This is a genomic window from Rhizobium sp. RU36D (genome assembly GCF_900176345.1).
Lineage (GTDB): Bacteria > Pseudomonadota > Alphaproteobacteria > Rhizobiales > Rhizobiaceae > Allorhizobium.
On the sequence record NZ_FWXU01000002.1, the window covers coordinates 31,548 to 50,245 of the forward strand.

At 57.9% G+C, this 18,698-nt stretch carries 17 protein-coding genes; 11 read left to right on the forward strand and 6 right to left on the reverse strand.

Annotated features, from left to right (window positions below; genetic code table 11):
- Window positions 1-29 precede the first annotated feature (29 nt).
- The 4 genes from B9A97_RS03095 to B9A97_RS03110 form a co-directional block, all read right to left on the reverse strand.
- Window positions 30-1,094: an ABC transporter permease gene (locus B9A97_RS03095; protein ID WP_084363541.1), complete on the reverse strand. Its 1,065-nt coding sequence runs from the start codon at window positions 1,092-1,094 to the stop codon at window positions 30-32.
- The gene (locus B9A97_RS03100) at window positions 1,091-2,620 is read right to left on the reverse strand and encodes a sugar ABC transporter ATP-binding protein (RefSeq protein ID WP_084363542.1); all 1,530 of its coding nucleotides are present in this window, start codon (window positions 2,618-2,620) and stop codon (window positions 1,091-1,093) included. The genes B9A97_RS03095 and B9A97_RS03100 overlap by 4 nt, the downstream gene beginning before the upstream one ends.
- Entirely contained in the window at window positions 2,617-3,234 is a 618-nt protein-coding gene (locus tag B9A97_RS03105; protein ID WP_210189673.1) for a DUF2291 family protein, read from the reverse strand. The genes B9A97_RS03100 and B9A97_RS03105 overlap by 4 nt, the downstream gene beginning before the upstream one ends.
- A gap of 72 nt (window positions 3,235-3,306) precedes the next feature.
- Window positions 3,307-4,248, reverse strand: coding sequence for a D-ribose ABC transporter substrate-binding protein (locus tag B9A97_RS03110; protein ID WP_084363543.1), 942 nt, complete (start codon window positions 4,246-4,248; stop codon window positions 3,307-3,309).
- A 338-nt stretch (window positions 4,249-4,586) separates the two neighbouring features.
- Between B9A97_RS03110 and B9A97_RS03115 the strand changes: the two genes are divergently transcribed.
- From B9A97_RS03115 to B9A97_RS03165, 11 genes are all read left to right on the forward strand, one after another.
- A complete protein-coding gene (locus B9A97_RS03115) occupies window positions 4,587-5,567 on the forward strand; it encodes a TIM barrel protein (protein ID WP_084363544.1) in 981 nt (326 codons plus the stop codon).
- Window positions 5,568-5,613: 46 nt separating this feature from the next.
- On the forward strand, window positions 5,614-6,435 hold the full coding sequence (locus tag B9A97_RS03120; RefSeq protein WP_084363545.1) for a transketolase: 822 nt from the start codon (window positions 5,614-5,616) through the stop codon (window positions 6,433-6,435).
- Window positions 6,435-7,394: a transketolase family protein gene (locus B9A97_RS03125; RefSeq protein ID WP_084363546.1), complete on the forward strand. Its 960-nt coding sequence runs from the start codon at window positions 6,435-6,437 to the stop codon at window positions 7,392-7,394. Before B9A97_RS03120 ends, B9A97_RS03125 begins: the two co-directional genes overlap by 1 nt.
- Before the next feature lie 5 nt (window positions 7,395-7,399).
- Window positions 7,400-8,884 (forward strand): FGGY family carbohydrate kinase, encoded by a 1,485-nt coding sequence (locus tag B9A97_RS03130; protein ID WP_084363547.1) that lies wholly within the window; start codon window positions 7,400-7,402, stop codon window positions 8,882-8,884.
- Window positions 8,885-9,325: 441 nt separating this feature from the next.
- Entirely contained in the window at window positions 9,326-10,273 is a 948-nt protein-coding gene (locus B9A97_RS03135) for a glycosyltransferase family 2 protein (RefSeq protein WP_084363548.1), read from the forward strand.
- Between the two features lies 1 nt (window position 10,274).
- A complete protein-coding gene (locus B9A97_RS03140; RefSeq protein WP_143530307.1) occupies window positions 10,275-10,769 on the forward strand; it encodes a hypothetical protein in 495 nt (164 codons plus the stop codon).
- Complete coding sequence (locus B9A97_RS03145) at window positions 10,756-12,330, forward strand: GMC oxidoreductase (RefSeq protein WP_084363550.1); 1,575 nt, start codon at window positions 10,756-10,758, stop codon at window positions 12,328-12,330. Before B9A97_RS03140 ends, B9A97_RS03145 begins: the two co-directional genes overlap by 14 nt.
- On the forward strand, window positions 12,318-13,130 hold the full coding sequence (locus B9A97_RS03150; RefSeq protein ID WP_084363551.1) for an NAD-dependent epimerase/dehydratase family protein: 813 nt from the start codon (window positions 12,318-12,320) through the stop codon (window positions 13,128-13,130). The genes B9A97_RS03145 and B9A97_RS03150 overlap by 13 nt, the downstream gene beginning before the upstream one ends.
- Window positions 13,127-13,930, forward strand: coding sequence for a class I SAM-dependent methyltransferase (locus tag B9A97_RS03155; RefSeq protein ID WP_084363552.1), 804 nt, complete (start codon window positions 13,127-13,129; stop codon window positions 13,928-13,930). The genes B9A97_RS03150 and B9A97_RS03155 overlap by 4 nt, the downstream gene beginning before the upstream one ends.
- On the forward strand, window positions 13,927-14,331 hold the full coding sequence (locus B9A97_RS03160; RefSeq protein WP_084363553.1) for a GtrA family protein: 405 nt from the start codon (window positions 13,927-13,929) through the stop codon (window positions 14,329-14,331). Before B9A97_RS03155 ends, B9A97_RS03160 begins: the two co-directional genes overlap by 4 nt.
- 3 nt (window positions 14,332-14,334) lie before the next feature.
- On the forward strand, window positions 14,335-15,963 hold the full coding sequence (locus B9A97_RS03165; RefSeq protein ID WP_143530308.1) for a hypothetical protein: 1,629 nt from the start codon (window positions 14,335-14,337) through the stop codon (window positions 15,961-15,963).
- 287 nt (window positions 15,964-16,250) lie between these two features.
- Here B9A97_RS03165 and B9A97_RS03170 read toward each other — a convergent pair whose 3' ends face one another.
- Window positions 16,251-18,302 carry an SUMF1/EgtB/PvdO family nonheme iron enzyme gene (locus tag B9A97_RS03170; protein ID WP_179145207.1) on the reverse strand — a complete coding sequence of 684 codons (2,052 nt, stop codon included), beginning with the start codon at window positions 18,300-18,302 and terminating at the stop codon, window positions 16,251-16,253.
- The gene (locus B9A97_RS03175; protein ID WP_084363556.1) at window positions 18,295-18,681 is read right to left on the reverse strand and encodes a VOC family protein; all 387 of its coding nucleotides are present in this window, start codon (window positions 18,679-18,681) and stop codon (window positions 18,295-18,297) included. Before B9A97_RS03175 ends, B9A97_RS03170 begins: the two co-directional genes overlap by 8 nt.
- Window positions 18,682-18,698 lie beyond the last annotated feature (17 nt).

Here is an 18,698-nt window from a genome sequence, read left to right on the forward strand (position 1 = left end):
TTACAACAAGGGGCCGCTGGTGGAAATCCTCAGGCGGCCTGGCTCTGGAGCACGACGCGGGCCTGCAGTTTCTGCTGCACCTGGTCGACCACGACAGCCGCGATGATGACAAGGCCCTTGATGACGGTCTGCCAGAAGGATGAAACGCCCATCATGATCAGGCCATCGGCCAGGATGCCGATGACGAAGGCACCGATAATGGTGCCGCCAATGCGGCCGCGACCACCGGACATCGACGTGCCGCCCAGGACGGCCGCCGCGATCGCGTTGAGTTCAAACGTCTCGCCGGTAGCGGGATGGCTGGCCTGAAGCTGCGAGGCGATGATGAGGCCGACCAGGGCGGCGCAGAAGCCCGAAAACATGTAGACGAAGAGCTTGATGCGATCGACATTGACGCCGGACAGGGCCGCACCGCGTTCATTGCCGCCGACGGCATAGATGTGGCGGCCGAGCGGCGTGCGTGTCGCCAGGTAGGCGGCGAGCAGCGCGACGACGACCATGATCCAGACCGAGAGGGGAAGGCCGAACAGGCTGCCCGAGCCGATCAGCTTGAACGTATCGGAACCATAGTCCGGATTGCCGGCGAGATTGGGGAACGTCCGCCCGTCCGAGAACAACAGGGCCGCACCACGGGCGACATAGAGCGTGCCCAGCGTCGCGATGAACGGCGCGACATTCAGCTTGGTGATCAGCACCCCATTGATAAGCCCGATCAGGATGCCGACGATCGAGACGATCAGGCAGATTTCCAGCGTATTGAACTGCAGGCTCCAGCCGATCTGCAGGTCGATGCCGTAGAGCACGAGATAGCCCGCGACCATGGCGCAAAGGCCGACGATCGACCCGACGGAGAGATCGATGCCGCCGGACACGATGACGAAGGTCATGCCCATGGCAAGCAGGGCATTCAGCGCCACATGCTTCGAGATGATTAGCATGTTCGCACCGGTGAGAAAGTTGGGTGCGGCGATGGCGAAAAAGGTGAAGACCAGGATCAAGGCGACAAAGGTCCGCATCTTCAGGAGAAGCAGCAGCATCGAGGTCTGCGAAGACGGGCCGGCAATCTTGCTGCCGCTGGCGGTGGCTGTACTCATCGGGATTGGACCTTGTTCAGATTGGGCGTGGCGGCGGAAATGACATCCGCTGCGGCGGCGCCGGCGGGAAAATCGCCGGTCAGCCTGCCATTGGCCATGACGAGAATGCGATCGGACAGAGCAAGCACCTCTTCCAGATCGGATGTGACGAAAAGGATGCCGAGACCATCGGCGGCCAGCTTGCGCATGGTGCGGAAGATCTCCGCCTTGGCGCCGATGTCGATGCCGCGGGACGGCTCGTCCATCAGGAGAATGCGCGGGCCGGTCATCAGGGCCTTGCCGATGACGACCTTCTGCTGGTTGCCACCGGACAGGCTTGAGACGGGATGTTCGAGGCTGGCGATCTTGATCGCCATGCGCTTGACGAAATCCGCGGCCTTGGCGGCTTCGGCCTTCAGGCTCAAATGAAAGCCGCGGGTGAAATCCCCAAGCGACGAGAGCGTGAGGTTTTCGCGAATGCTCATGATCTGCACCAGACCATCGCGCTTTCGGTCCTCGGGGATCAAGGCCAGGCCACGGCGGATCCTGCCGGAAACGCTTCTTTCGCGAACATACTCTCCGCCGATGAAGAGCTTTCCGGTGGAGGCGGGATGTTGCGCCATGATGCATTCCAGCAGTTCGGACCGCCCGGCACCCATCAGGCCATAGAGGCCGACAATCTCGCCTGATCGTACCGACAGCGACATGTGGTCGACCACATAGCCGCCCGCGGGACTGGGCAGCGATATCTCCTCGACACGAAAGACCTCTTCGCCCAGGGCGTGGTTTTCGGTCTTCGGAAACTCCTTGGATGCGCTGCCGATCATGTTGGAGACGATCCAGGGGATATCGACACCATCCATGGAGCGCGCACCGGTGATCACGCCGTCCCGCAACACGGTAATATAGTCGCCGATGCGGATCAGTTCCTCCAGGCGATGGGAGATATAGACAATTCCCACACCCTGGCGCTTCAGATCGCCGATGACGCGGAACAGCACCTCGACCTCCGCCGCCGAAAGGGCTGACGTGGGCTCGTCGAGGATCAGGATGCGCGCATTTTCGGCGAGCGCCTTGGCGATCTCCACGATCTGCTGCTGGCCGATCCTGAGGCTTCCGAGCTGCGTATCGGGAGCGATATCCTGTTCCAGCCGCTTCATCAGCGCAGCCGCGACGGCCCGTTGGGCAGCCCGGTCGATATGGATGCCGCCGACCGTCTTTTCGTGACCGACGAAGATGTTCTCCGTCACCGTCAGGTTGGGAAACAGATTGAGTTCCTGGAAGACGATGCCGACGCCATGGCGGGCCGCATCCGTCCGGTCGGCAAAGACGACAGGCTTGCCGTCGAGCGTGATCGTGCCGCCATTCAACTGCTCGACCCCGGCGATGACCTTCATCAGGGTGGACTTGCCGGCGCCATTTTCGCCGACGAGGACATTGACCGCGCCCATGCGCAGATCGAAATCGACATTCTTCAAGGCCTGCGTGCCGGGATAGACCTTGGAGCCTGAGCGGATCGTCAGCCCGATCGGATGCGTCTCGCTCATGGGGCAACCTCGATCGAAACCGGGGTGACCAGCGGCATCTCCGTGGCGGAGCGAATGACGGTCGCGCCGACAAATTCCACCGTGTTGTCCTTCAAAGATCCCTCGGCGGGCAGGGCTGAGACCGCCCGGTCATTCAGCGCACGGCCGAGCCGGGCATATTCGATCTGGTCGCGAAACGCGGAGAAATCATAGAGGGGCGTGGCGTCGCGCAACGCCGATCCCTTGACCACCGGGCCGAGCTGCAGGGTGGCATCGGCCTTTCCGTCGCCATTCACGTCGATCTCGGCAATCGCCGCCTTGGATTCGCGGTTTTCCGACAGAACCTTGGCCTTGCCCTTGACGGCGAAGTTCCAGCCACCGCCGGCACCTCCCACCCGCAAGCCATATTTGCCGCCGGCAGCATCCAATCCCGCAACGACCGCCTCGCGCAACACGGCGAGATCGACCGCCTTTTCAGAAAGGGCCGGAACGAGCTTTGCGTCGAACGTGTCGGCCACGAGGGTCGCGATCGGATCGGCAGCAGCCTGGTCGGCCGTCTGCGTCTTCACGAGCTTGCAGCCCGTGAGACCAGAGACAGCCAGCAGGCCCATTGCATAAAGGATGGGTTTCATCATCTGGGGACCATGCTCTTCAACAAAAGACGGTCACCCGGAGCGCGGACGCACCGGGTGACCTGAGACGTCACGTTACTGCTTGAGAGCAAAGGTCTCGAGCTTGGACGCGTTGTCCTTGTTGATCAGAATGCAGTCCATCAGCTGCTTTTCTTCAACACCGGTCGAGCCGGTCTTGATGAACTTGTCGGCCTGCTCGACTGCCAGCTGGGCCTGCTGGTAAGCGGGCTGCAAGACCGTGGCCTTGATGCCGTCCTTCAGGATGGAATCGCGGACATCGTTGGAGCCGTCGAAGCCGACGACGATGACATCCTTGCGACCAGCGGCTTCAAGGGCAGCATAAGCACCCATGGCCATGGTGTCGTTGCCGGAGATGACGCCCTTGATGTCGGGATGCGCCTGCAGGATCGATTCCATCACCGTATAGGCTTCGGTCTGCGACCAGTTCGCCGTCTGGCGGGCAACCATCTTCATGTTCGAATACTGGTCGATCACGTCATGATAGCCCTGCGAACGAATGCCGGCATTGGTGTCGGATTCCTTGCCGACGAGTTCGGCATAGTTGCCTTTTTCGCCCATCAGCTTGACGAATTCTTCCGCGCCAAGCTGCGCGCCCTGGTAGTTGTTCGATACGATCTGCGAAACAGCCACACCCGTTGCCGTGATTTCGCGGTCGATCAGGAAGGACGGAATGCCCTTGTCCTTGGCCTTCTGGACGGCAGCGACGGAAGCGTCCGCACCGGCGTTATCGAGGATGATGGCCTTGACGCCGGCCGCGATGGCGGAATCGAACAGCTCGTTCTGCTTGTTGGCGTCGTCGTCATGAACCATGATCATCGTCTCATAGCCCAGTTCCTTGGCCTTGGCCGCGGCACCGTCGGCTTCCGCCTTGAAGAACGGATTGTCATGGCTTGGCGTGATGATCGCGATGGTACCGGCGGCCATGGCAAGGCCCGGAACGAAACCGGACAGCGCCAAAGCGCAAACGGATACGAGCATGCGGCGTGAAATTTTCATGAGAAACCTCCCTCTCTCTAGCCACCTCCATGTGACCTGTTGCGTTTTCTATCGAATGGTTTCGTTTCTTGTCAATACGTTTTGTATTTGTCCCGATTTATCGCCACTTACCTGTCGTTTCGACCGCATAGCGAGATAATTTCGCCGCAACGCAGCAATTATGATGAGGTATCGCGAAACTCTCTTGTCGGAACTGCGAAATTATGGAAGATATCGAAATCAAACGTCATCAAACGAAAACATCTGCACAGGCCATCGACCCCAGCGAAGCCAAGTTCCCCACGCCAGCAAACCGGCGGCCTGTTGCACCGATTACCCGAAATGGAGGAGATAAACCCATGACGACACAACGCTTTGGCGCCGGCATCTGGCACTTTGCGACCTATGTCGATCGCTACGCCACGGATGGCTACGGCGCACCCCGCAGCGTCATCGACGCAATCGACCTGGCTGGCCAGGTCCGCGATCTCTCGGTCGTCGACATCAACTATCCCTTTTTCGGCGGAGATTTCACCAACGCGCAGATCAAGGCCGCCCTCGACCGCAACAATCTCGGTGTCATCGGCATTACGCCTGAGATCTACACCCGGGAATTCTCCAAGGGCTCCTTCACCAATCCCGATGCCGGGGTTCGCAGGCGCGCCCATGAGATCGTCACGGAAGCCTGCGACCAGGTTCGTTACTTCGGCGCCGATTATGTGAAGCTGTGGCCGGGCCAGGATGGCTGGGACTATCCCTTCCAGGTCGATTACGGCACGCTCTGGAAGCACTCGCTTGATGGTGTCGGGCAGCTGGCCAGCGAAAATCCCGATCTGAAATTCGTGATCGAATACAAGCCGCGCGAGCCAAGGGTGCGCATGAGCTTCGGCTCGGTCGCCCGCACGCTGCTGGGCATCGAAAAGATCGGCCTGCCGAATATCGGCATTCTCCTGGATTTCGGTCATGCGATCATGGGCGGGGAATCCGCGGCCGACAGCGCGCAGCTCGCCATCGACTATGGACGTCTGTTCGGCATGGACGTGAACGACAACTATCGCAGCTGGGATGACGATCTCGTCGCCGGCAGCCTGCATCCCATCGAACTCTTCGAGTTCTTCTATGTGCTGAGGAAGAACAAGTGGGAGGGCGTCTGGCAGCTCGACCAGTTCCCCTTCCGCGAGGACAGCGTCGCGACGGCCAACCACGCGATCGATTTCCTGAAGGCGGCAGACAAGGGGCTGGATGCGCTCGATGTCGATGCGCTGAAAGAAGCCCAGAGCCGGCACGACGCCATCGCTGCCTTGCGGATCGCGCAGAAGGCTCTCTTCGGCGCCATGTGAGCACCGCTTACGGCGGCTTAGGCCGCCAGATTGAAAGGCTTGTTGAATGCTGAACAACGATACCGTTCAGACCATCCGGGAGAAGGCGCTGTGGATGCGCCGGCGCGCCTTCACGATGGTCTATGAGGCCCAGCTCGGACATCCGGGCGGGGACTTTTCCGCCATCGACATCATCGCCACACTCTATTTCGGCGTGATGCGGTATGATCCCAAAAAGCCCGAACTGGAAGGCCGGGACAGGTTCATCATGTCGAAGGGACATGCGACCGGAGCGCTCTATACCGCGCTCTGCGCCGCTGGATACTATCCCGAGGATTGGCTGAGCACCTATATGCAGCCGCATTCGAAGCTGAACGGCCATCCGAACCGGAACTACCTGCCGGGCGTGGAAACCAATACGGGGCCACTCGGCCACGGCATGCCGGTGGCGCTCGGCATTGCCATCGCGGGCCAGATCTCGGGAAGCGACCACCGTACTTTCGTGCTGACGGGAGATGGCGAGTTGCAGGAGGGATCCAACTGGGAGGCGGCGATGACCGCCGGTCACCGCAAGCTGGAGAACCTGACCCTGATCGTGGACCGAAACCGTCTGCAGCAAGGCATGGGAACGGAGGAGACCAATGGCCTCGATCCCCTGGACGAAAAATTCCGCGCCTTTGGCTGGGAGGCCGTCATGGTCGATGGCCACGATATTGGTGCGCTGCTCGAGGTTCTGGCATCCCCGCGCTTCGGCAAGGGTCGTCCGCTCTGCGTCATCGCCAATACGATAAAGGGTCGCGGCGTGTCTTTCATGGAAAACAAGGCCTCGTGGCACCATGGCGTGCCCAATGCCGAACAATACAGGATTGCCTTGGAGGAACTGGTCTGATGGCTGCTCCCGCTGCAAAACAGGAAGGCTTCAGCGATTGCCGTGATGCCTGGGCACGCACCCTTGAGGAACTTGCTGCCCGTGATCCACGGATTGTCGCCGTGGTCAACGATTCCGTAGGATCATCGAAGCTCGGTGGCTTCCAGAAGGCATTCCCCGAACGGATTATCAATGTCGGCATCGCCGAGCAGAACATGGTGGGCGTCAGCGCCGGCCTTGCCAATGGCGGCAAGGTGCCGTTTGTCTCCGCGGCCTCATGTTTCCTCACCGGCCGCGCCATGGAACAGATCAAGGCGGACATCGCCTATGCTGGTTTCAATGTGAAACTTGTCGGCCAGTCCTCTGGCGTGGCCTATGGCGAGCTTGGGCCCACACATCACTCGATCGAGGATTTCGCCTGGCTCCGTCCGCTTGATGCCATCACCGTCATCGTGCCCGCGGATGCCTGGGAAACGGCTGAAGCGGTGAAATGGGCGGCGGCCCATGAAGGTCCGGTCTATATCCGTCTCAGCCGCATGCCGGTGCCCGAGCTTGCCGTGAAGGACCGTGTCTTCCGCCCTGGAAAGGCCGAACGCGTTCAAGACGGAGGTGACGTAACGCTGATCGGCTGCGGCACCACGGTGCATCTGGCCGCCCGTGCAGCACAGACGCTGGAGGCCGAAGGCATCAGCGCCCGCGTGCTCAACATGGCCACCCTCAACCCGCTCGACGAAGAGGCGCTCGCCGCTGCTGCCGACGAAACCGGAGCGATCGTGACGATAGAAGAGGCAAATATCCGCGGCGGGTTGGGCGGCGCGGTTGCCGAGTTTACGGCAGGGCACCGCCCCGTGCCGGTAGAGCGGGTCGGCTTCCCGGGCTTTGTTGTTACCGGCTCCGTCGACTTCCTCTTCGAGCACTATGGCATTAGCCCCCACGGTATCGCTGCGGCAGCGCGTCGGGCATTGGCGCGCAAGCGGTGAGGTCCATGGTGGAGAGGCAATCCTTCGTCATCGCCATTGACCAGGGCACGACCAATACCAAGGCGGTGTTGGTCGATGCCTCCGGCAAGGTCGTCTCCAAGGCATCCGCATCCCTGACATCGAGCTATCCACGCCCGGGATGGGCCGAGCAGTCGGCCAACGACATCTGGGACAGCGTGCGCTCGGTCATTTCAGAGATTGTTGTGGGCGGCCACGGCCCCATTGCGGGGATCGCGATCAGCAACCAGCGGGAGACCCTCGTGGTCTGGGATGCTGAGACCGGCGAACCGCTGGCACCTGCAATCCTGTGGCAGTGCCGCAGGACCGCAGCCGCCTGCCAGTCCCTGATCGATGCCGGGCACGACCCTGATGTCGTCGACGTGACCGGGCTGTCGATCAACGCCCTGTTCCCCGCCTCGAAGCTCGGCTGGGTCATGGACCATGTGGCATCGGCGCGGGACCTGGCGGCGCAGGGACGGCTGCGCGCCGGCACGGTGGACAGCTGGCTGCTGTTCAAGATGACGGGCGGCAGCGTCTTCGCGACGGACCATTCCAACGCCTCGCGCACCATGCTGTTCGACACGGCCAGACTGGCCTGGAGCCCTGAGCTCTGCGACCTCTTTCATGTGCCCATGTCGGCGCTGCCACAAGCCCGACCGTCCAACAGTCATTTCGGCGAAACCGCTCTGGACGCGACCGCGCTGCCCGGCGGGACGCCGATCCTGACCATGATGGGTGATAGCCATGCCGCTCTCTACGGCCATGGGGTGCGCAGGCCGGGACTGGTGAAGGCGACATACGGAACCGGCTCCTCGCTGATGACCCTGACCGACAGGCGCGTGCTCTCTGGCCATGGCCTGTCCAGCACGATCGCCTGGTCCGACGATCGCGGGGTTGCCTATGCGCTGGAGGGCAACATCACCGTCTCGGCTCAGGCGATTGCCTTTGCCGCGACCATGCTGGGCCTTGCCGGGCCTGCTGCATTGTCCGACCTGGCGCAGTCAGTTCCGGATAGCGGCAAGGTGGTCTTCGTCCCGGCGCTTGCCGGCCTGGGCGCGCCGCACTGGACGGATGCGGCCACCGGCACGATTTCCGGCATGACCCATGCGACTGCCCCGGCCCATATTGCCCGCGCAACCATGGAGGCCGTGGCGCTCCAGATCGCCGATGTCTTCAACGCCATGCAAAAGGATGTCGGGGCGGATTTGTCGGGCCTGATGGCAGATGGCGGCGCGTCCACCAACGACTTCCTGATGCAGTTGCAGGCCGACATCCTGGATCGACCCGTGCTTCGGGGCGATCAGCCTGAAGTCGGCGCCCTCGGCGCGGCCGCTATGGCATTTCGCGCGCTGGGCATCACGGCACCCGAACCGTCCCATGCTCGCACATTTGCTCCCGGAACCATGCCGGCGGAGGTGCGCGCCGATGTGCTCACACGTTGGCATGAGGCGATCGCGCGGGTGAAATCGCCGGTATCGACAAAAGGTTGAGACGATCGGAAAGCCTGCAGTGGCGCTATCATCGCGGTCCTGCCGCGGTTTCCGTCAACAAGGTGTTCCGATACGGCGCAGACCTTGACACCTCCGACCCCCTTCCGCGGTGCGGATTCGCAGGCATCTGCGAAGTCCAAAGCGTCGAGACCAGCAAGACGCCGTAGCAGCCGCGCCCGACGCGCCGCATTGCAAGCCCAAGATACAGACCGCAAATCGGCAAGCGGAGATCAAAGACCCCCCGTGCGCCTACACGGTTGCGCAAACGGAGGCGCGCGCGATGGATTCTGGATAAAAAAATAACAATGTTGACAATGTCTTAAGGTAATATATAACGTAATACTTAACAACATAAAATCCATTTTTATGTTTCAAGATTAGGTTATTACTTGTCCGCTTAGATAGAAAATTTTGATGTCTAAGATGAGAGTTGAGTGAGCTATGCAAAACAACCCGCTGGTCGCCGTCATTTTACCTGCATATAATGAGGAATTGACAATTGCCTCTTGCATACACGATTTTCATGCGGCGTTACCAGATGCTTCTATTTGGGTTATTAACAATAGATCAGCGGACGCTACAGAAACAATAGCCAGGGACACTATATCGAAGTTGGGTTGTGCAGGGGGCGTTATCAACGAGCGTCGCCCCGGCAAGGGCAATGCAGTCCGTCGCGCCTTCATGGATGTCGAGGCAGACATCTATGTTCTCGCCGATGCGGACATGACATACCCGGCCTCCCAGGCGAAGGATCTCATAGCGCCCGTTGTGGCGGGCCAGGCGGATATGGTGGTGGGGGATCGCCACAGCGACGGGCACTATGCGGCCGAGAATACGCGGGCTTTGCATGGCTTTGGCAACCGTCTGGTGCGAAACCTGGTAAACAAGCTGTTTGGCGCCCAGCTTGCCGATATCATGAGTGGTTACCGGGTTTTCAATCGTCATTTTGTCAAATCCTATCCCATTCTCGTCGAAGGTTTTGAGATTGAAACGGATATGACATTGCATGCGCTGGATAAGCGTTTTCGCATTGTGGAAATTCCGGTGAATTACCGTGACAGGCCGGAGGGCAGCTTCTCCAAGCTGAACACATTCGCGGATGGTGCGCGCGTGCTCACCACGATTGGCAATATCCTGCGCTATTATCGCCCCTTGATGTTTTTTGGTGGTGCTGCCGTTTTTGCCGCTATCCTGGCGCTGCTGGCCGGCATGCCTGTGATCGACGAATATATTCGTCACGCTTACATCGAACATATTCCTCTGGCGATCCTTGCCACGGGGCTCGGGATCGTGGCCATGCTGCTGGCGGCCATTGGCCTCATTCTCGATTCCATCACGCACCAGGACAAGCGCCGGTTTGAACTCGCACTTCTGGCGCGACGATTTTGACGTGACATCTCCCGACGCCAAAAATCGCGGAGTGACGACCAGGCTGAATGATATGTCCTCCGTTCCGTCGAAGGTTCTGGATCAGACTGATGATCGGGATGGTTTGGCAAAAGAGGTCAATCACCTGCATCAATCCCTGTTCGGGCGGCCTCCCACTGCATCCGTCATAGAGCACTATATTCAGGCACATATGATCATGCCTGAATTGCATGATGTCCATGACGCTGAGGTTCGAACCGTTCGTGCGGTTATCGAAAAAAAGCTGGACGCTATTGCCGTTGAGCCATGGCTGCGCGACAAGAACAGGCATCATCTGCTGTCAAGGAAGATCTTTCTGCTGAGTTATATTTCTGAATGTGACGCGGAGCACGTTGAGTATAACAATCATATCGAAAACAGATTTATTTACTTCGGTGTCATGCTGTTCGAATGTGCGCGCGCATCCTTTACTATGGCAAAGGGGCTGTATTTGAAGGTGCGGCATGGACTTTTTTGATTATGTGATCATCGGTTCCGGCCCGTCAGGTGTTTCAGCGGCCAGAAGGCTGGCTGGGTTGAAGACCTGCATCATTGATGTTGGAGAAACAGCCCAGACCGGATTTGCCTATAAGACGCTGTCCGAGGCGAAAGCCTCCGGAGATGTCCAAGGCCTCCTGGGGCATCGGTTCGAGATGCTCTCAACGATCCAGGCAGCAACGGCATCGCATCCAAAACTACGCGCGGCGGCTGTGCGCCATATCATGCAGGGCATTCCGTTCCATGTCCGGGGCGCGCAAGGCGAAACGATTGTTCGCGGCGCCGGCAGCTATGCCCAGGGGGGCATGTCCAATGTATGGGGCGGCCAACTGCTGCGCTATTCCGAGGCCGATCTCAGCCATGCCGGCCATTGGCCCTTCAAGGCATCCGTCCTTGAGGCGTATTATGAGGACCTCGAGAAGCATATTGGCATTTCGGGAGAGCAGGATGATTTATATCCCTTTCTTGGTGCGGCTACCGATCTGATGCCGCCTGTCCCTCTTGTTCCTGCGGCACGGCATATGCTTCAGGCATACAAGACGGTCAAAGCGAAGAACAGAAAGCTCGACATACTGCTTGGCCGGGCGAGGCTTGCCATACACACGGTCAACCGCGGGGAACAATCTGCTTATCCCTTTGGCGAGACGGAGTTTTTCCTATCCAATCAAGCCGGCTTCTACACGGCCGGGCGCACCCTGGAGCAGTTGCGCTCGTCATTGGACATCACCTATATCGGGGGGCATGAGCTCTGCGCCTTTCAGGAGACGGATGACTACGTCGAGTTGAATGTGCTGGACCGCGCCTCCGGCGCAAGACGGTCAGTGCGAACACGGCATCTGCTGCTTGGCTGCGGCACTTTGCAAACAGCGCGTCTGGTGCTGCTGAACAAGCAGGGCTCGAAGCGATCCCTGCCTTTCATGGATCATCCACCAACCTTGCTGCCCCTGTTCATCCCCGCCATGTTCGGGCAGAGACTGCCTGCCAACAGTTTTCCGGTTCAACTGGCGGCAACACTGGATGGAGTAGAGAATTGCGATATGATCAGCCTTTATTACCCCGGCGCAATGCTGCGGTCTGACTTGATACCGGATATCCCTCTTCCGGCGCGCAACTCCATTCGTCTGATGAACTGGCTCCTGGCCGGCATGTTGGTCGCGCAGATTTGGGAAACATCTCGGCCATCCACCAATCGCCTTGGCCTTGATGAGAACAATGATATCGTCATTGATTACCCCGATCGGCCGTCTTACGGGCGACTGGGCAAGGTTATTTCTGCCTTCCGGGCACTCGGGGCATATTCCCACCGCAGCCTGGCATCCATGTCGCTGCCGGGTTGGGGGTTTCACTATGCAGGATGTCTTCCAATGCGCCAGGCACCTTCGGAATTTGAAACGCACGTCGACGGCCGCTTGTGGGATAGCCGCCGCGTGCGCGTGATTGATGGCTCCGTGCTACCCTCGTTGCCGGGAAAGAACCACTCCCTGACGATGATGGCGAATGCGGCGCGTATTGCAGATGAGGCACGCCAATGCGGATACTGATTATCGGGGCGGCAGGCTTCATCGGCTCGCATTTGTGCCGCTATTTTTCAAGCCAGGGGCATGATGTCGTGGCGTTGTGCCGGTCCGGCAGAGTAGCGGGGTTTTCCGGCGCGGTTTTCAAATGGGCCTTGGGAGACCCTATCCCCGACGGCGCCTTGAAAGGCATTGATTGCGTCATTCATCTTGCGCATGATTTCGACGGTGAGAAAGGCGCAGATCTGACGGTTTCCTCGACCTTGGCTTGCATCGCACAAGCGCGGGCGGCACGTGTGCCAAGGCAGCTCTTCTATTCATCCTATTCGGCGGGTGAGCATGCAAAATCGATTTACGGGCGCTCCAAACGTATTATCGAACGCGCTGTCCTTGAATCAGGGGATGTGATCATCGTCCGGCCCGGGCTCGTTATTGGTGATGGGGGGCTTTACCAGCGCATCAAAGGCATCGCCCGCACGTTTCCCATCATCCCGCTGCCGGATGGTGGCGTCGGTCTTGTGCCTGTCATCACCATTGAGCGGCTGTGTGAGGAAACGTTGCACCTGATCACGGACGCCTCGGTGCCTGCTCAGGCGAATATTTTTGAACGTCAGCACAAATCCTTAAAGGACCTGGTCCTGGACGCTGCGGCGGAAACCGGCAAAAGACCGCGTATCCTGTATATCCCCTCAGGCCTTGTTGTTGCCGTGCTTCGCCTTGCCTCAAAATTGCGCCTGCCACTCCCGGTTAACGTTGACAATCTTGAAGGCTTTCTGGCAAACCAAACCGCAGTTCATTACTCGACCTTGCGGAAAGAAATACCATGATTGTTAATCAGTTGCGTCGCATCATGTATGAGCCGAAGGTTCGTGATGTTCCTGTTGACGATAATGCTCTGCTGGGTATTCACGGCGCTGTGCTGCGCGAGAAGCCTTTGCTGCGATCGGCCTTCGAGACCTTCTACACCGATATGGCGGCGTATTGCGACAGGTTCTTCAAAGTGCCGGGCCTTGAGGTGGAGCTTGGCACGGGTGTCGGCTTCTTCAAGCAGATGCGCCCGCAACTGAAAACCTCCGATGTGCGCAAAGGCCCAAATATCGATCTTGAGCTTGATGCGCAGGCGATGGATCTGCCGGACGCCTCCGTGCGCTGCGTCTACGCCATCAACGTCTTCCACCATCTTCCAGAGCCTGAGAAGTTCTTTTCGGAATTGACCCGCGTGCTTCAGCCAGGTGGCGGCTGTGTCCTGGTCGAGCCGAATGGCGAATTCTTTTCCGCGCTGGTCCACCGTCATCTGCACACGGACGAGCATTTTGACCCGAATGCCGAGGGCTGGAAGACCCAGGATATCGCAGGCCCTCTTTCCGGCGCCAATCAGGCCCTTTCCTACATCGTGTTTCAGCGGGATCGGGAAGAGTTCGACCGGAAATGGGGAGACAAACTGGAAATCGTTCATCAAGGCCATGAGCTGAACTCGCTGCGGTACCTGCTCTCCGGCGGGCTGAACTTCCGCTCGCTTGCACCTTCGTTTATGACCCCTGTCATCAAGGGGCTTGAACTGGCCTTGTCGCCGCTGAGCCGGTTCTGGTCTCTTCACCAGGTCATCGTAATTCGTAAACGCGCATGACCATTGAGTACATCAAGTTTTTCATCAATGGCGGCATTCTAGGGCTCCTGGCTTGGGGTATTCAGCTCTGGTTGTTTACTATTCTTGATGGCGATTCAGGATATGTTTATGCCATTGCAAGTGCGGTAACATATCTCCCCCTTATCGTGATAAACTTCATCATTCAGAAGAAGCTTATATTCAAACGCCAGGGAATATTCTGGCGTTTTGTTGTTTCAAATCTGTCCATCATGATTTTTGTGTCGCTGCTGTCGCCGGTCTGTCGTGATGTGCTGGACGTCATTATCGGGCCGGACTGGGGGAAATATGGTGGCTTTGCGCTCGCCGCCTTGATCGGGTCCATCCCATCATTTCTCATCAAGAAATTCTGGGCATTCAATAAAGTCGGTGAAAAGACCTGAACTATGGAAAAATTGGGCAGTTCAAATAATAGTTTGGGACTTGTCATAGGCCGACTGAACCAGCTCTTCATCACCAACCTTCATTTGGTCGGTTTGATATTTTGTATATTATTTGCGGCGCAGTTTTTTTATTTGAACGATATTTCCGATCTACGACTTATAGTTGACGGAGACACAAGAGGTTACATCTATCCCGCTTTCCACGCATTGGAAGGCGATGGCCTGACGCTTATTTACGCGAGGCCCTTTATCTATCCGTTTTTCCTTGCCGCTGTTGGATATGTCACCGGGGGGATTGAGGATGTAGTATACGTTCAATTTTTCATTTTCTTTGCGACATGCTATGTGATTTATTTGACTTGCTTGAATCTGGCGTGGTTCATGCACGTGAATTTCGAGAATAAGAGCTTATATTATTTTAATTTCATTTTCAGTTTATTGTTCTGTTATCTGTTTTATGTATCTGAATTCCAGCTATACATGGCCTCTTCGGCGAGGCCGGAGATATTTACGTCTTTTATTTCTGTATTGTTGATATATTTAATTACTAAGCAGCTGAACCCAAATTCTTTGACCGTGAAAGTTTCGGCCTCGATTTTGGTCGTAATATTTGGATCGATCTTGATTTTTACGACCCAAAAATGGGGCCTTTTCCTGCTTGTTGTATTTGCAATATCTCAGGTTATTTTATACGTTAATTTGAGAAACGCTAAGAAATATTTTGCAGTTTTAATATCATCAGTAGCTATATACGCCGCTTTTTTTGGGACCAATTCATATCTGGTCAATAAATACGACGCTGAACTTAGTAAGATTTTTGGACCGACAGTTTTGGCGTGTTCAAATCTGGATATCATTGCTAAAAATATCCAGAAAAACAATTACGCTGAATTTGATGCGCCCCTTTTAGGGGATATAGTCAAACTGTATAATCAGAGTGCATCAACGCCGGGATATCAGAGACTTGGTTTTAACATTGACTTTTGTCTTTATAACCAAACTGATAACATAGTTGCGCTGCTTGGGCGTAACAACATTGCCAGCTATGAGGGAATCAAAGATGTTTCCAATAAGATGGCTTTGGATTCTATAAAAAGTAACATCGATCTATTTTTATATAGAGTGTTAAATCAAATATTTGTGCCTTTGACCGAGATATTTGAAATTGCAAATTATAATATTGATGGTAGCCATAAAATTGAGCACGTTAACGATGAACGGACTCTAACTGAGCTGGACAATGGTGAATATCATCGTAGATTCATCGAAAGTGAAATCGTTTCCGGAAAAATGGATTATGATGTACCTAAGTCTTTGTACATCGTCGATCTTATTAAGAACAACTATCTCGTGATGTTTGGAATTTTAAATTTAATTATTCTCGTCAATATTCTGCTATCAAGAAATGTAAAGCAGATAGCTGTGTATGCGCTTGCGTTTATCGTATACGGGGCTTCTGTGCTGCCGGTTGCCATGACGCATTCCTTTGATATCGGCCGATATATCATCAATACACAGCAAATTATTTTTCTTCTTTTGTTCTCTTTGATTGTGCTGACGCAGCTCGCGCTCACTGATCTTTTGCGCGGAATAACGCAGAGGCTAGGCGCCGCGAAAAAGCTCCCTTCTTGAGCTTTGACGGATTGCAGCGTTTCAAGCGACTGCCTCTTCCGAGGCAGCGAACGAGGCGCGTCTAGAGGTGGGCCGGTATGGCCGTCTGCAGAGTGGCCGCAGTTCCACGCGGTCCGTTGACTGAGGATGCGACCATATCAGGCTGCCCCGTAAGCGCTTTATCCTGTACTCGGATCAGGATCGCGCGATGCGCGAAGGCGCTTCATCAAGAAGGGTGCCGAAGCCTTTGTTTGGGAAACAGTGCTGGAAACGTGAAATCGGGTTCAGCGTGGCGTTACCGCCGAACCTCAGTCCGGCGGACGCACATTCCTGGAGACGACGATGCGGAAGCCGTTGCCGCGCCAGAAGCCGTCTGGTTCCAGGCTGCCGCGATAGGTGCAGCAGGCCTTGGCCAGGCCACTCGAAAAGCAGCCGCCGCGCAGCACCCGCCGGATGGTCGGTCCGGCATCCGGCGCCTCGCGGCCGTCGTCTCGATAGGGATAGCGGAATGAAGGCGTTGCCATGTCGTCACCCCAAAGCGTGGTCGCCCATTCCCATACCTGGCCGGCCATATCATAGCAGCCATAGGGGGAGCGGCCCTTCGGAAACAAGCCGACTGCGCATGTGTTGTTGAAGCCGGCTTCTTCCGAATTCGCCGCATCTTCGATCCATGCGGTGCCCCAGGGATAGACGATGGTATTTGGCCCCATGTCGGGCTGATCACCGCGGGCCGCGCGCTCCCATTCCGGCTCTGTCGGCAGTCGCACGATCTCGTCCTCAGCGATCCGTCCAGCTGCACGCCATCGGGCCGTCAACCATTCACAATAGGCCCGTGCGTCGCGCCATGTCAGGTCCGTCGCCGGTGCGGTGGCCCGCTCCTCGGCAAATCCGTCGGGACTGCGCCACGATCGCCCTGTCTCCTGCACAAACCGGCCATAGGCGCCATTGGTAACGGGATAGATGCCGATGCGGAATGCATCAACCACGACAACGTGAGGCGGTGCCGAGTTCGGATGCGTATCCGAACCAAACGTGAAGGACCCGCCGGGGACATCGGCCAGTTCCTCAAGATCGCGCGGGTCGCCCCAGCGCGCCAGGAACCGGGCGGCCTGTTCGCGCTCTGGTGCAGAAAGCGCGCCTTCCTGAATGATCGTCAGCAGGTGGGCGGCAATTCGGTCCCGCTGCGCACCGGCGTCTGTCTCAAGATCAGCGGCCAGAAGCGCGCCGCGCAGCACGGCATCGCCGCCTTCGCCTTCCAACAATGCATCGATCAGCGCCGCCCCTGCCGGCTGGCCAGCGAGGCGCGCGGCAAGACTGCGCAGCGAAGGCGCCCACACGGACGGCTGCCCTCGGAAATGCTCTGTTGCCAAGGCAGCTGGTTCGCCTGCCAGATGGCGCGCGGCGAGCAATTGCCGCACCCGCGTTACCGTCGGCACGGTCTGGTCGGCGTCATGCCCGGCCAGAGCAGCGAAGGCTCGTGCGCAGAGACGATCGATGGCCTCATTGTCCGCCGCAGTCCTGGGCAGCCAGCGATCGGTTATCGTTTCGGCGGTCTCTCCGACGTCGCCAGCCTGCAATGCCATGATGAACTGCGCCGGATTGGCTGCCGCCGACCCCAGAGCGATGCCGGATGCATCAAGGTCAAGGCCGGCGAGCCGCATGGCCGCCTGCCGGCGCTGGAATAGCAGAAGCGGCAGCAGGTCGTAACGCACGATATCGGGCGGCAGCGTCCAGCTCTTGACGACAGATGTCTCGCCGAGCGCCAGCATCCTCACGCGCGCGTACCGCTTCTGGAAGGCGATTGCGTCCGTGAGCAGCTCAAGCCCCCGGTCGCCGGCCGCCTCGATACCGTCGAGAATGACGAGAAGCGTCGCACCATCAGGCTCCACCGCCCCCGGTAACGCACTATCGATCAGTTCAGCAAAGGTCTTGGATGCCTGGACCGCCAGGTAGATGGGCCGGACCTCGCCCATCTCACAGTCTTCCGCCTGCAACAGGCCATCCTCGTTGCGCGGCAACGGGATCGGTGACGCCGGGGACTGGCCCCCGGATAGCCGAAAGGCCAGGTTCCGGGCAAAGCTGGTCTTGCCGCTGCCGGTCTCACCCGTCAGGACGAGGGCAGGATGCGCGGCGGTCATCTCCAGTGCCGAGAAATAGACCGCCGGCTGCGGCTCGGCCTTTTCCGTCAGCTTGCGCAGTCCCTTGGCAGCCTTGTCCTCTACGGTGAAGTTGACCAGCAATGGGATGTAGCCGGTTGCCAGATCGATGACGGAGCCATCGGCAAGCGCGAGCAGGGGCTCGGCACCGAAGGCGCGCTCGGCGGCCAGCAGCGCGTCCAGGCCTTGGGTGGTGTCAGACATGAAAGAGCTTTGCGACATCGGGGTTGTGGAAGCGCTGGATCTCGATCGCGTAGCCGGCCGGATCTTCGAAGAAGAAGTGTTCGCAGAACGTGCCGCGCAGGATCTCGGACAGCCCCTTGACGCCGACCTCGCGCATCCGCTTGTGCCATCCCTCGACATCCTGCGAAACGATCGTCAAAAGCACAGCGCTCTTTTCCTGATGCTTCAGATGGCCGCGATTGCCATCAACGAGGCCGAAATAGCTGTTGTCGGCAATCCGGTAGATGCGGGCCATGGTCTGGTCCAGCACCAGTTCGAACTTCAGCACCTCTTCATAGAAGGGCGCCACGGCCAGAATGTCGTCATAGTAGAAAAAGGTGATCGCGTAGTCTTTTTTCATCGTTCCGGTCCTTGGAT

Bases quoted from the DNA above. Each gene is read 5' to 3' on its own strand.
- B9A97_RS03095 (WP_084363541.1), bottom strand. From the start codon at position 1,094: ATGAGTACAGCCACCGCCAGCGGCAGCAAGATTGCCGGCCCGTCTTCG.
- B9A97_RS03145 (WP_084363550.1), top strand. From the start codon at position 10,756: ATGGACTTTTTTGATTATGTGATCATCGGTTCCGGCCCGTCAGGTGTT.
- B9A97_RS03130 (WP_084363547.1), top strand. From the start codon at position 7,400: ATGGTGGAGAGGCAATCCTTCGTCATCGCCATTGACCAGGGCACGACC.
- B9A97_RS03110 (WP_084363543.1), bottom strand. From the start codon at position 4,248: ATGAAAATTTCACGCCGCATGCTCGTATCCGTTTGCGCTTTGGCGCTG.
- B9A97_RS03155 (WP_084363552.1), top strand. From the start codon at position 13,127: ATGATTGTTAATCAGTTGCGTCGCATCATGTATGAGCCGAAGGTTCGT.
- B9A97_RS03105 (WP_210189673.1), bottom strand. From the start codon at position 3,234: ATGATGAAACCCATCCTTTATGCAATGGGCCTGCTGGCTGTCTCTGGT.
- B9A97_RS03125 (WP_084363546.1), top strand. From the start codon at position 6,435: ATGGCTGCTCCCGCTGCAAAACAGGAAGGCTTCAGCGATTGCCGTGAT.
- B9A97_RS03175 (WP_084363556.1), bottom strand. From the start codon at position 18,681: ATGAAAAAAGACTACGCGATCACCTTTTTCTACTATGACGACATTCTG.
- B9A97_RS03165 (WP_143530308.1), top strand. From the start codon at position 14,335: ATGGAAAAATTGGGCAGTTCAAATAATAGTTTGGGACTTGTCATAGGC.
- B9A97_RS03100 (WP_084363542.1), bottom strand. From the start codon at position 2,620: ATGAGCGAGACGCATCCGATCGGGCTGACGATCCGCTCAGGCTCCAAG.
- B9A97_RS03160 (WP_084363553.1), top strand. From the start codon at position 13,927: ATGACCATTGAGTACATCAAGTTTTTCATCAATGGCGGCATTCTAGGG.
- B9A97_RS03120 (WP_084363545.1), top strand. From the start codon at position 5,614: ATGCTGAACAACGATACCGTTCAGACCATCCGGGAGAAGGCGCTGTGG.
- B9A97_RS03115 (WP_084363544.1), top strand. From the start codon at position 4,587: ATGACGACACAACGCTTTGGCGCCGGCATCTGGCACTTTGCGACCTAT.
- B9A97_RS03135 (WP_084363548.1), top strand. From the start codon at position 9,326: ATGCAAAACAACCCGCTGGTCGCCGTCATTTTACCTGCATATAATGAG.
- B9A97_RS03170 (WP_179145207.1), bottom strand. From the start codon at position 18,302: ATGTCTGACACCACCCAAGGCCTGGACGCGCTGCTGGCCGCCGAGCGC.
- B9A97_RS03150 (WP_084363551.1), top strand. From the start codon at position 12,318: ATGCGGATACTGATTATCGGGGCGGCAGGCTTCATCGGCTCGCATTTG.